General features: G+C 74.2%; 9 protein-coding genes and 1 pseudogene. 2 read left to right on the top strand and 8 right to left on the bottom strand.

Annotated elements, in window-relative coordinates; all coding sequences use genetic code 11:
* Nucleotides 1-24: 24 nt before the first annotated feature.
* From O7618_RS04740 to O7618_RS04710, 7 genes and pseudogenes are all read right to left on the bottom strand, one after another.
* On the bottom strand, nt 25-1,818 hold the full coding sequence (locus tag O7618_RS04740; RefSeq protein ID WP_278104724.1) for a PucR family transcriptional regulator: 1,794 nt from the start codon (nt 1,816-1,818) through the stop codon (nt 25-27).
* Nucleotides 1,819-1,871: 53 nt separating this feature from the next.
* Nucleotides 1,872-3,323 (bottom strand): argininosuccinate synthase, encoded by a 1,452-nt coding sequence (gene argG / locus O7618_RS04735; RefSeq protein ID WP_278104723.1) that lies wholly within the window; start codon nt 3,321-3,323, stop codon nt 1,872-1,874.
* A 27-nt stretch (nt 3,324-3,350) separates the two neighbouring features.
* Complete coding sequence (locus O7618_RS04730; protein WP_278104722.1) at nt 3,351-4,163, bottom strand: RNA methyltransferase; 813 nt, start codon at nt 4,161-4,163, stop codon at nt 3,351-3,353.
* 305 nt (nt 4,164-4,468) lie between these two features.
* Nucleotides 4,469-6,653: pseudogene (locus O7618_RS04725) on the bottom strand (transglycosylase domain-containing protein).
* Nucleotides 6,654-6,753: 100 nt separating this feature from the next.
* A complete protein-coding gene (locus O7618_RS04720; RefSeq protein ID WP_278104721.1) occupies nt 6,754-7,557 on the bottom strand; it encodes a hypothetical protein in 804 nt (267 codons plus the stop codon).
* 130 nt (nt 7,558-7,687) lie between these two features.
* Complete coding sequence (locus tag O7618_RS04715) at nt 7,688-8,794, bottom strand: SPFH domain-containing protein (protein WP_278104720.1); 1,107 nt, start codon at nt 8,792-8,794, stop codon at nt 7,688-7,690.
* Between the two features lie 5 nt (nt 8,795-8,799).
* On the bottom strand, nt 8,800-9,273 hold the full coding sequence (locus tag O7618_RS04710) for an NfeD family protein (RefSeq protein ID WP_278104719.1): 474 nt from the start codon (nt 9,271-9,273) through the stop codon (nt 8,800-8,802).
* An 86-nt stretch (nt 9,274-9,359) separates the two neighbouring features.
* Between O7618_RS04710 and O7618_RS04705 the strand changes: the two genes are divergently transcribed.
* A complete protein-coding gene (locus tag O7618_RS04705; protein WP_278104718.1) occupies nt 9,360-10,676 on the top strand; it encodes a serine hydrolase domain-containing protein in 1,317 nt (438 codons plus the stop codon).
* A gap of 175 nt (nt 10,677-10,851) precedes the next feature.
* On the opposite strand, the gene O7618_RS04700 is transcribed toward O7618_RS04705, so the two are convergent.
* Complete coding sequence (locus tag O7618_RS04700; RefSeq protein WP_278104717.1) at nt 10,852-11,664, bottom strand: DUF3097 domain-containing protein; 813 nt, start codon at nt 11,662-11,664, stop codon at nt 10,852-10,854.
* Nucleotides 11,665-11,826: 162 nt separating this feature from the next.
* Between O7618_RS04700 and O7618_RS04695 the strand changes: the two genes are divergently transcribed.
* Nucleotides 11,827-12,621 carry a hypothetical protein gene (locus O7618_RS04695; protein WP_278104716.1) on the top strand — a complete coding sequence of 265 codons (795 nt, stop codon included), beginning with the start codon at nt 11,827-11,829 and terminating at the stop codon, nt 12,619-12,621.
* The last annotated feature ends 10 nt before the right edge of the window (nt 12,622-12,631 follow it).

Here is a 12,631-nt window from a genome sequence, read left to right as displayed (position 1 = left end):
CCCCACCGCAGCGGCCGGGCGGCGTCAGGGGGTGCGGACGGCGTCCAGGGCCAGCAGCGCCACGTGCAGCGAGAGGCACTGGTCGACCGAGTCGAGGTCGGCGTCGAGGATGCGGCCGATGCGGGCCAGCCGCTCGTAGAAGGCCGGGCGGGACAGGTGCGCCGCCGATGCCGCGGCCGACTTGTTCCGCCCCTGCTCCAGGTAGGCCCGCAGGGTCCCGAGTAGCTGCTCGCGGGGGTGCTGCGCGTCGTAGCCGAGCAGCGCCCCGAGTTCCCGCTCGACGAACGTCTGCAACCGGGGCTCGTCGCGCAGCAGGTGCAGCAGGCCGGCCAGCCCGACGTGCGGCAGCCGGAAGCACGGCAGGTCCCGCGGGTCCCGGCGGGCCGCCTCGGCGATCTGCCGCGCCTCGACGAGAGACCGACGCGCCTCCCGCAGGCTGCCCACCCCGGACCCGGCCGCGACCACGACCGCCGGACGGGCCGGACCGTCGACCGGACGCACGCCGCCGACAGGGCCGCCGCGACCGGCGACGTCGGCGGGGCGGGCCGGGCGCGGGGGGAACGCGCGGACGGGGGCGGCGTCGAGGCGTACCCGACGCAACGCCGTGGCGAACGCGGCGAGTGCCTTCTCCTCGTCGGCCGGGTCGGGCAGCGCCAGCAACGCGCCCACCGCGTGGTCGTCGACGGCGCTGGTCAACGCCGTGAGCCTGGCCTCGCGGACGGCCTGGCCGACCGCCTCGGCTAGGTCGCGCAGCCGGGCCGGGCCGGCCTCCGGGCCGGCGGGCTCGCGGCGGGCGACCGCGCGGGGGTCGTCGGCGGCGTCGGGTCCGGCATCGCCGGCCGGGTCGTCGCTGCGGTGCCGGACCACCACGCCGACCAGGTGCCGGCGGTCCAGGGTGACGCCGAGCGCCTTGGCGCGCAGCGCCACCTCGTCGACCGGGCGGGAGTGGTCGATGAGCGCGGTCAGCAGGGTCCGGTGGATCTGCCGTTCCAGGCCCTCGGCGTCCCGGCGGATGAGCCGGCCCAGGGCCAGCGTGGAGGCGGCCCGCTCGATCAGGATGGTGAGTCGGGTGGGCGGCGCCGCCTCGGCCGCCGGCCAGCGCAGCAGCAGCCGCCCCCAGTCCTGTCCGCGCGCGCCGACCGCGGTGACCAGCCAGCCGCTGTCCGGGTCGTAGGCGGTCCGGCCGGTCGGGCGGATCCGCCGGGAGTGCTGTTCCCAGCCGTCCAGCAGCAGCTCCGCGCTCTCCCCCGCCGGGTCGTACGCGAGCACCTGCCGGGACAGGTTCTCCAGCACCACCGGGCACCCGGCCAGCTCGGCGGCCTGCCGCAGCACCTCGGCCGGTTCGGCACCCTCCACGGACAGCTCGGTGAACCGCTGGTGGATCTCCTCGGTGGCGCGCAGCTCGGTGAGCTGGGCGTCCACGATCAGCGCGTGCACCGCCTCGGTGATCCGGACGAACGGGGTGGCCCGGCGCAGCTCGACGAGCGGCAGCCCACGCCGTTCGGCGGCCGCCGCCATCACCCGGGGCACGCCGCTGACGTAGCGGCGGCCCAGTTCGACGACCAGCCCGGAGACGCCGACGTCGGCGAGGTCGCCGATGAACGCGCGCAGCCCGGCGTCGTCGGCGGGCAGCCCGATGCCGGTGGTGAGCACCAGTTCCCCGCCGCCGAGCAGGGTGGCGATGTCGGGCACCTCGGCCACGTGCACCCAGCGCACCGGGCGGTCCAGGCCGGCCTCGCCGGCGACCAGGCGGGGGGCGCCGTGGCGCACCGGCACCAGGGCGAGCACCTCACGCACGGTAGGGAACACGGGCGACACGCTACCCTGCGTCACCGCCGCTGCCGAGGGCCCGCCCCGGCCGGATGCTCCGCTCAGTCGACGCCGAACTCCATCGCGGCCCGGTCGAGCCACTCGTCCTCGGCGGAGGGGACGCCCCGGGAGGCGATGGCCTCCGCGCCGCCCTGGGGCATCGCGCCGATCAGCCCGGTCGAGGCGGCCTGCGCGGCGCCGACCATGCGCTGCGGGGCGGTGCCGCCGACCATGCCGAGCGAGGCGTACTGCTCCAGCTTGGCCCGCGAGTCGGCGATGTCCAGGTTCCGCATGGTGAGCTGGCCGATCCGGTCGGACGGGCCGAACGCCGAGTCCTCGGTGCGCTCCATGGACAGCTTGTCCGGGTGGTAGCTGAACGCCGGCCCGGTGGTGTCCAGGATCGAGTAGTCCTCGCCCCGGCGCAGCCGCAGCGTCACCTCGCCGGTGATCGCGGTGCCGACCCAGCGCTGCAACGACTCGCGCAGCATCAGCGCCTGCGGGTCGAGCCAGCGGCCCTCGTACATCAGCCGACCGAGGCGGCGACCCTCGGTGTGGTAGTTCGCCAGGGTGTCCTCGTTGTGGATGGCGTTGACCAGCCGCTCGTACGCGGCGTGCAGCAGCGCCATGCCGGGCGCCTCGTAGATGCCCCGGCTCTTGGCCTCGATGATCCGGTTCTCGATCTGGTCGGACATGCCGAGACCGTGGCGCCCGCCGATGGCGTTGGCCTCCAGCACCAGGTCGACCGCGCTGCCGAACTCCTTGCCGTTGATCGTCACCGGGCGACCCTGGTCGAAGCCGATCGTGACGTCCTCGGTGGTGATCTCCACCGCCGGGTCCCAGAACCGGACCCCCATGATCGGCTGGACCGTCTCGATGCCGGTGTCGAGGTGTTCGAGGGTCTTCGCCTCGTGGGTGGCGCCCCAGATGTTGGCGTCGGTGGAGTATGCCTTCTCGGTGCTGTCCCGATAGGGCAGGTCCCGGTCGAGCAGCCACTCCGACATCTCCTTGCGCCCGCCCAGCTCGGTGACGAAGGCGGTGTCCAGCCACGGCTTGTAGATGCGCAGCTGCGGGTTGGCCAGCAGGCCGTAGCGGTAGAACCGCTCGATGTCGTTGCCCTTGAAGGTCGAGCCGTCGCCCCAGATCTGGACGTCGTCGGCGACCATCGCCCGCACCAGCAGCGTGCCGGTGACGGCCCGGCCCAGCGGTGTGGTGTTGAAGTAGGCCCGCCCGCCCGAGCGGATGTGGAAGGCGCCGCAGGTCAGCGCCGCCAGGCCCTCCTCGACCAGGGCGGCGCGGCAGTCGACCAGCCGGGCCACCTCGGCGCCGTAGCTGAGCGCGCGGCCCGGCACGGAGCCGATGTCCGGCTCGTCGTACTGGCCGATGTCGGCGGTGTAGGCGCAGGGCACTGCGCCCTTGTCGCGCATCCACGCGACCGCGACCGAGGTGTCGAGGCCGCCGGAGAAGGCGATGCCGACACGTTCGCCGATGGGCAGGGAGGTGAGAACCTTGGACACAGGAAGATTATGCACCACGGCGCATGGTCATGCAAGCGGATCGTCGCGTCCCAGTTCCCAGCAGGCCACCGCCGTGGCCGCCGCCACGTTCAGCGAGTCCACGCCCCGGCGCATCGGGATCACCACCCGCACGTCGCTGGCCGCCATCGCCGCCCGGGTCAGCCCGGCGCCCTCCGCGCCCAGCAGCAGCGCGGCCCGCGCCCGCTGCGCGTCGGTGAGCCGCTGGATCGGCACGGCGTCCGGCGCCGGCGTCAGCGCGAGCACGGTGAAGCCCGCCGCCCGCACCTCGTCCAGCCCCGCCGGCCAGCGCTCCAGCTTCGCGTACGGCACCGCGAACACCTCGCCCATGCTGACCCGGACGCTGCGCCGGTAGAGCGGGTCGGCGCAGGTCGGCGACAGCAGGACCGCGTCCACCCCGAGCGCCGCCACGGCCCGGAAGATCGCGCCCAGGTTGGTGTGGTTGTTGACGTCCTCCAGGATCACCACCCGCCGGGCGGCGGCCAGCACCTCGGTGGCCGACGGCAGCGGCCGGCGGTGGAACGAGGCGAGCACGCCCCGGTGCACGTGGAAGCCGGTGGTCCGCTGGAGCACCTCGGCGGTCGCGGCGTACACCGGGACGTCGCCGGTGTCGAGGTCGGCGAGTTGGTCCGCGCGCTTGGACTCGACCAGGTAGGACCGGGCCGGGTAGCCGGCCCGCAGCGCCCGCCGCAGCACCAGCTGGCCCTCGGCGATGAACAACCCGTGCGGGGGTTCCCACCGGGTCCGCAGCTCCACGTCGGTGAGCGCGCGGTAGTCGGCGATCCGGTCGTCGTCGGGGTCGGTGATCTCGTGTACGGGCACCGGCCGATTCTGCCTGGTCCCCCGGGCCCCGCGGGCGCACGCCCGCGCCGGGCGCCGCGGATCACGCCCGCCGGTAGCGCAGCAGCACCGACCGGCCGTCGAAGCCGCGCGTGGCGACCAGCCGCAGGTCCTGGCGGGCGAGGTCGGGCAGCACCTGCCGGCCGCCGCCGAGCACCCGGGCGCCGTGGTCCGCCGCGGCGAGCGTGCGTCGCCCATGGCCGGCCGGTAGCCGTCGACCGACTGAGAAGTGTTAAAAGGGGGCCCCGCCTCTACCGAATGCGTTAAGCGGGGGCCCCTCCTTACATCTAGCCGCGGCCCTGGAGCCAGCGGAGCAGGTCCGAGGGGAGGCTGCGGTTGTCCTCACGCGGCTGGGGTTGGGGCTGCGGGCGCTGCGGGTCGCCGGCCAGCTCACGGCTGGGCGCGGTGAAGTCCCGCACCGGCTTGCCGGCGACCGCCGTCCGGATCGTCCGGGCCACCGCGTCGATCACCTTGGACTGCACCGCGGAGCCGACCAGGTCGGTCGAGTCGTCCGGGTTCGCCGCGATGCCGGCGACGGCCACCTGCGGGGTGTACCCGACGAACGTCTCGGTGGCGTTCCGCTCCGAGCTGCCCGTCTTGCCGGCCACCGGCCGGTCGACGATCCCGTCCACGCCGGTGGCGGTGCCGCCGTTGCACTGCCCGTACGCGGACTGCTGGCCCACCGGGCAGCGGGCCGCGTCGGTGGCCGCCCGGGCCACGTCCGGCTCCAGCACCCGCTTGCAGTTCGGCTCCCCCACGTCGACCTTCCCGCCGTCCGGCGCGGTCACCGAGACCACCGGCAGCGGCGTGCAGTAGGTGCCCTCGGCGGCCACCGTCGCGTACGCGTTGGCCAGGTCGAGCGGGGTGGTGGCGGCCACGCCGAGCGTGAACGCGCCCCAGTTCGCGGCGTTGTCGCGGGCGAACGCGGCGTCCGAGTCGGCCCGGAACGTGATGCCCAGGCGCTGCGCCATCTCCACCACCTTGTCCTCGCCGACCTGCTCGGCCAGCCAGACGAAGTAGGTGTTCACGGAGCGGCCGAAACCGTCCCACATCATCCGGTAGCCGTCCATCCACTCCGGGTTGGCGTTGCCCGGGCACCACGTGCCGTCGCAGTTGCCCTCGGCGTCCGAGGCGTAGCGGGTGGGCAGCTTGGCCGGCGCGTCGAAGCCGGTGGCCAGCGGCTTGCCGGCCTCCAGCGCGGCCAGCATGGTGAACATCTTGAACGTGGAGCCGGCCCTGGTAGCCGTCGACGCTGGCGCCGCCGGAGATCAGCGGGTTGACCGTGTTCGGGTGGTTGGCCTGACCGTCCGGGTTGTCGGCCAGGCTGTAGTGCCGGTTGACCGCCATGGCGAGCACCCGGCCGGTGCCCGGCTCGACCGCCGCGATCGGCAGCGCACGCTTGTCGTCGTACCCGTAGACCTTGGTGGCCTGCGCCTGCGCGGTCTGCTGGATCTTCGGGTCGAGCGTGGTGACCACCCGGTAGCCACCGCGGCGCAGCGCCTGCTCGCGCTCCTCGGCGGTGTCGCCGAAGGCCGGCTGGGTGAGCCACCACTGCCGCAGGTAGTCGCAGAAGAAGCCCCAGTCGTCGTGCCCCTGCGCGGTCGCGGTGCAGCCGTTGGGCTGGGCGGTCGGACGCACCGTGAGCGGCTCGGCCTTGGCGGCGGCGGCCTGCCCGGCGGTGATCGCGCCGGTCTCGGCCATCGAGTCGAGCACGTACCCCCGGCGGGTCAGCGCCTGCTCCTTGTCACCGTCGATCGGGCTGTACTCGTCGGGCGACTGGACCAGGCCGGCGAGCAGCGCGGCCTCGCCGAGGGTCAGGTCGGCCGGCGCCTTGCCGAAGTAGCGCTGGGCCGCGGCGGCGACCCCGTACGCGCCGGAGCCGAAGTAGGCGATGTTCAGGTAGCGGTTGAGGATCTCGTCCTTGGACAGCGACCGCTCCAACGCGTTCGCGTACCTGATCTCCTGGAGCTTGCGCCCGACGGTCTGCGCGGTGGCGGCCTGCCGCTCCTCGGCGGTGCGGGTCGGGTCGGTCTTGAGCACGTTCCGGACGTACTGCATGGTCAGCGTGGAGCCGCCCTGCTCGGTCCCGCCGCCCTTGACGTTGGCGACCAGCGCGCGGGCGATGCCCCGCAGGTCGGCGCCGCCGTGCGAGTAGAACCGCCGGTCCTCGGCCGAGATGATCGCCTGGCGCATCACCGGCGCGATCTCGGCGAGCGGCACGTCGGTGCGGTTCACGTCGTAGAACGTGGTGATCAGCGTCTTGCCGTCGTTGGCGTAGAGGTAGGAGCGCTGCGGCTGCACGGGGGTGCGCAGCGCGTCGGGCAGTTCCTCGTACGCCCCGAGGCTCGCCTTGGCGACGAACCCGCCGAGCAGGCCGGTCGGCAGCGCGGCGAGCGCGAGGACGAGCCCGGCGAGCAGGCCCGCGAGCAGCACGGTGAACAGGCGCGACAGCGGCGACCGGGGAGACGGCATGGACTCCAGGATTACCGCGAAAGCCGCCTACCGACCACTTCGCCAGGCAACTGTCAGTTACCTCACGGCAACTGCCCAGTCTCGGCCCGGCGGGAACCGGTCAACCGGCGGCAAGCGGACCGTCCGGTGACGCCTGGGGCGCGGGGGCGGCGGCGACGCTGGCGACGGCCGCGTCCCGGGCGATCGTCTCGGGCACCAGGCGACCGCTGCGGTAGCCGATGCCGATGCCGGCGACCAGCACGAAGATCGCCCCGAAGGTCTGCAACGAGCCGATCAGCGCGCCGCCGAGGCCGAGCAGCGGGGCGGCGATCATCAGCATCGTCCCGTCGCCGTAGGAGAACATGCCGGACCGGGCGACCGACCAGCCGGTGAGGAACCAGCCCACGCTATAGCAGGTCGCCCCGAAGAGCACGATCCCGCGCGCGGTCAGCCCGAACACCGGGGTCTGCTCGGCCAGCCCGGCGAACGGCAGCATCAGCACCATGCCGCCGATGCTGGCCAGCAGCCCGGCCAGCGCGATCCGGCGGCAGCGGGTGGCCGCGAGCAGGCCGGTGAGCGCGAGCAGGGCGAGCAGGCCCAGCCAGACCGACGCCACCCAGCCGACCAGGTAGAGCGGTTGCCCGTCGGCCGGGTAGGGGTCGTTGCCCACCCCGCCGTCGCTGGCCATCGCCACCACGCCGTAGAGGACCGCGTAGGCCGGCAGCAGCCAGACCGCCGCGCGCGCGAACCGGCGGACCGACCAGGCCCAACTGGCGTCCGTGGCCGGCGCGCCCGGTCCCGCTTCGGAGATGAACGGAAGCACCCCGAACCCACCCCCGGTCCGCCGGGAGCCGAGCGGTCCGCCGGGGTCGTGCGCGCCGGGGACCGGGGTACGGGAGAAGAGCCGGCTCGCCGGTTCCTTCATGCGCCACCTCGTTCACGCCTACGGGCGGCCCGGGACACGCGACGGCGCCCCGACCCCGCTCACCACCGTCCTTCCAGACCGATGGTGGCAGGCGCCGGGGCGCCGGATGAGTGATTCTCGGATTTGCCGGTCAGCCCCGCTCGCGCTGGTCGGCCGGGTCGGTGAGCAGCGTCTCCGGGGACACCGGCTCCGGGGCCGGCAGCCCCTTGGCCGTGTTTCCGCCGGTGGCCTGCGCCTCCGCTACGCGTACCTCGTCGTGGATCTCCTGCGCCGCGACGGCCGCCGCCTGGGCGGCCTCGGCGGCCTCCCGCTCCACCTCGCCGGCGGTCTGGCTGGCCCCCGGCGCCGGGGCGTCGCCCGCCATGTTGGCCAGGCCGCCCAGCGCCCCGCCCATGCCCTCCAGTGCCTTGGTCAGCTCGGTGGGCACGATCCAGACCTTGTTGGCGGTGCCGTTGGCGATCTGCGGCAGCGCCTGGAGGTATTGGTAGGCCAGCACCTTCTGGCTCGGGTTGGCGGTGTGGATCGCGTCGAAGACGGTGCGGATCGCCTTGGCCTGGCCCTCGGCCTGGAGGATCCGGGCCTGCCGGTCACCGTCGGCGCGCAGCACCGCGGCCTGCTTCTCACCCTCGGCGGTGAGGATCTGCGACTGCTTGTGCCCCTCGGCGTTCAGGATCGCGGCCCGGCGGTCCCGCTCGGCGCGCATCTGCTTCTCCATCGAGTCGCGGATGCTCGGCGGCGGCTCGATCGCCTTGATCTCGACCCGGGTCACCTTGATGCCCCACCGGCCGGTGGTCTCGTCCAGCACGCCGGAGAGGTGCCGGTTGATCTCCTCGCGGCTGGTCAGCGCGCGCTCCAGGTCCAGCGAACCGATCACGTTACGCAGCGTGGTGACGGTGAGCTGCTCGATCGCCTGGAGGAAGTTCGAGATCTCGTAGGTGGCGCGGACCGAGTCGACGACCTTGAAGTAGAGCACCGTGTCGATCGACACGACCAGGTTGTCGGAAGTGATCACCGGCTGCGGCGGGAAGCTGACCACCTGCTCGCGCAGGTCGACCTTGGTGCGCACCGCGTCGACGAACGGCACCAGCAGGTTGAGACCCGGATTCAGCGTGCGCTTGTACTTGCCGAGCCGTTCCACCACGTCCTGGCGCTGCTGCGGCACGATCCGCACCGCCTTGGCCAGGGTCACCACGACGATCACCGCCACGGCGATCAACAGGATCGCTGCAAACTCCATATGGTTCACCCTCTCGCTTCGGGCAGCTCGCCCGGGGCGGAAATGTCGTCCTGCCAGACCAGGGCGGTAGCGCCCCGGACCTTTATCACCTGCACCCGCTCACCCGCCGCGTAGCGCTGCGTCGCGTCGAACGACCGGGCCGTCCACAGCTCACCATCGATCTTGACCATGCCGTGCTCGGCGTCCACCGCCTCCAGGACCACCGCGGTGGCCCCCTCGATCGCCTCCACGCCGAACGGCTGGTCGCCGGTCTCCAGCGCCGAACGGGCGTTACGGCGGATCACCGGCCGGGCCAGCGCCAGGGACAGCGCCGACACCACCGCGAAGATCACCGCCTGGAGCGCCACCGGCGCGCCGAGCGCCGCGGCGCCGGCGGCGGCGAACGCCCCGACGCCGAACATGATCAGGAACAGCGTCGTCGTGAAGATCTCGGCGACCGCCAATACCACACCCAGAACGATCCAGAACACGGCGTCCACGTGACCAATCGTGACACGTGACCGCACGTGTCATCGAACTGTCATGATCGCTAGGCTCGGTCCACCACGGCGACGAGGAGGACGAGATGGCCCTGCTGCCCGCGACCGCACGCCAGGTGGACCTGCTGGTGGCCCACGCCCAGGCGGAGGGACACGCCCCGTCGCTGGCGCTGGGCGTGGTCCGCGACGGCGAACTCGCGCACGTCGCGCTCGCCGGCGGGCACCCCCGGCCCGACGCCGACCTCCAGTACCGGATCGGCTCGATCACCAAGACCATGACCGCGGTGCTGGTGATGCGGGAGCGCGACGCCGGCCACCTCGCCCTGGACGACCCGCTCGACGCGCACCTGCCGGGCACCCCGGTCGGCGCGCTCACCGTGCGCCAACTGCTCGGACACGCCAGCGGCCTGCAACGCGAGCCGGACGGCGAGTGGTGGGAACGCGCCCCGGGCCGGGACCTCGGCACGCTGCTCGCCGAGCTGAACCCGGACAAGATCGCCTACCCGCCGCACCTCACCTACCACTACTCCAACCTGGCCTACGGGCTGCTCGGCGCCGCGCTGGAGCGGATCACCGGCGCGCCGTGGGCCGAGTTGCTGACCGAGCGGCTGCTGGCACCGCTGGGCATGCGTCGCACCACCGTGCTCCCGGCCGAGCCGTACGCCCGGGGTTTCGTCGTGCACCCGTGGCACGAGACGCTGCGGGAGGAGCCGCTGACCGACAGCGGCGCGATGGCGCCCGCCGGGCAGCTCTGGTCGACGGTCGAGGACCTGGCCCGCTGGGCGGCGTTCCTCGCCGACCCGGACCCGGCGCTGCTCGATCCGGCCACGCTGGCCGAGATGTGCGTCCCGGTGGCGATCAGCGACCTGGACTCGTGGACCGGCGGCCACGGCCTCGGCGTGGAGTTCTACCGCGTCGGCGAGCGGGTGTACGTCGGCCACGGCGGCTCCATGCCCGGGTACGTCGCCGGCCTGGTGGTGCACCGCCCCACCCGGACCGCCGTGGTGGACTTCGCGAACTCGTACGGGATGCGCCGCGGCCACCACATCTCCGGGCTCGCCCGCGACGTGCTCACCCGGGTGCTGGACGCCGAGCCGACCGTGCCCGCACCGTGGCGCCCGGCCGCCGCGCCGCCCGCCGCCGACCTGGTCGGGCTGACCGGTCGTTGGTGGTGGATGGGCGTCGAGTACGAGTTCCGCGTCGACCCGGCCGGCGACCTGGTGGGCGGGTCGGTCGGCAAACCGCTGCTCCGCTTCACGCCGGAGGGCCCGGACCGCTGGCGCGGACGCTCCGGCCCCCAGGACGGCGAGATCCTCACCGTCGTCCGCGACCAGGCCGGCACCGCGGTCGCGCTGGACATCGCCACCTTCGTCCTCACCCGATCCCCCGACCAGGCCCCCTGAGCCCCACGCGCCGACCCGCCACCGAGCGCCGTCCGCCCGGCGGACCGGCCGGCCCACGGATCGGCGCCACATTCCGCCGCCGGCGCGGGGACAGACGACTGGCCCCTCAGGCGCAGGGATCAAGCCTGACCGCCCGGAGCCGGGCGCGGTCGCCCCCGGCCCTGACCGCAACCACTCACCCAGGCGAGGTGACGAAATCGATCAACCGCTCCATCGCGTTGATCAGCGGCGTCTCCACGTCCGCGAAACTGCCCACCCGGGACAGGATGTGCCGCCACATGTCCGCCGGTTCGGCCACCCCGAGCGCCGCGCAGACGCCCTCCTTCCAGGGCTGCCCCGGCGGCACCACCGGCCACGCCGCGATGCCCAGCGCCGCCGGCCGCACCGCCTGCCACACGTCGACGTAGGGATGCCCGGTGACCAGCACGTGCGGCGACGTCACCCGGGCCACGATCCGGCTCTCCTTGGAGCCGGGCACCAAATGGTCGACGAGCACGCCGAGCCGCCGGCCCGGGCCGGGGGCGAACGCGCGCACCTCGGCGGCCAGCTCGTCGATGCCGTCGAGCGGCTCCACGACCACACCCTCGATCCGCAGGTCGTCGCCCCAGATCCGCTCCACCAGCGCGGCGTCGTGCACGCCCTCCACCCAGATCCGGCTGGCCTTGGCGACCTGCGCCCGCACGTCGTCCACCGCGATCGAGCCGGACGCGGTACGCCGGCGGGCGGCGGGGACCGGGGCGCGGACCGGTCGACGCAGCGTGACCGGGCGGCCGTCGAGCAGGAACGCGGCGGGCAGCAGCGGGAAGTTGCGCCGGCGCCCGTGCCGGTCCTCCAGCACCACGGCGCCGGAGTCGAAGCCGACCACCGCGCCGCAGAACCCGGAGTCGGCGTCCTCGACCACCAGGTCGGGTTCGGCGTCGACCTCGGGGGTCACCTTTCGCCGCCGCCAGTCGCCGGCCAGCACGTCACCGTCGTATCGCCCTGCCATGGCGAGCACGCTAACCACCGCCGGCGGCGTGTCGCGCGACGACGCGCCGGGCGGGCCGGCGGCCTCCGGCACGAACCGGCGCGAAGGGGGTAGTTGGGGGCAGGCCACGCCAGGGGTGCGGCAGCCGAGACAGCGGCGGCGGCCACCACGTACCCTTTCGGCATGTCCTCCCCCGCAACGGGCGCGGCCACGCTGGCACCGCGCCGGTCGAGCCGGTTCGTCGCCTGGGTGCGCGCCTGGCGCGCCGGGCTCGTGCCGTTCGACGAGGTCGCCGACGCCATCGCCGGCGACGAGGAGCACCTCGTCGCGGACGCCCCCGGCACCTGGACCGACGTGTCCCTGCGCGAGGCGCTGCCCAGCCTGGCCAAGCACTCCCCGGACGAGATCCGGCTGGTGCTGCCCGCCCCCGGCGACCCACGCGGCCTGCCCGGTCCCGGTGCGTTCGCCGGTGCCGCGCTGCTGGCCGGCGAGGCGGTGGTGGCCAGCGGGCTCGGGTTGGTGCCCGAGGTCCGCACGCACACCTCCGGCTCGGGGATGACCTGGGAGACCGTGCTCTGGCGGGTCCACCCGCTGCCCGCGGACGCACCGAAGGCGTCCCTGATCACGCCCGGCGCGGCGGAGGCCGAGGCCGAGCTGGCCACCGCGCTGGCCGAGACGACCGCGGCGCTGACCCGACTGGACGTCGCCCAGTGGCGACCCGAGCTGGCCGGCGCGCTCGCCGCGCTGCGCCGCCCCGACGGCGGCACCGACCTGCCGCCCGGCTTCGACCCACGCTCCCGCCGGCTGTTCGCCCGGGCGGCGGTGCTCGACCGGGTGCTCGCCCTGGCCGGGGAGAGCGCACCCGGGGGCGCGGTGAACAACCACGAGGCGCAGCAGCGGGACGCGGCGCTGCGGCCGCTGACCACCGCCTGCCGGCAGGCCCTGGTGGCCGCCTGCAACGCCCCGTTGCGACTGTAGGCCGCGCCGG

It is taken from the genome of Micromonospora sp. WMMD980, from assembly GCF_029626035.1.
Lineage (GTDB): Bacteria > Actinomycetota > Actinomycetes > Mycobacteriales > Micromonosporaceae > Micromonospora.
The sequence above is the reverse complement of the archived record's forward strand: the minus strand, read 5'-3'. Positions and strand labels throughout refer to the sequence as shown.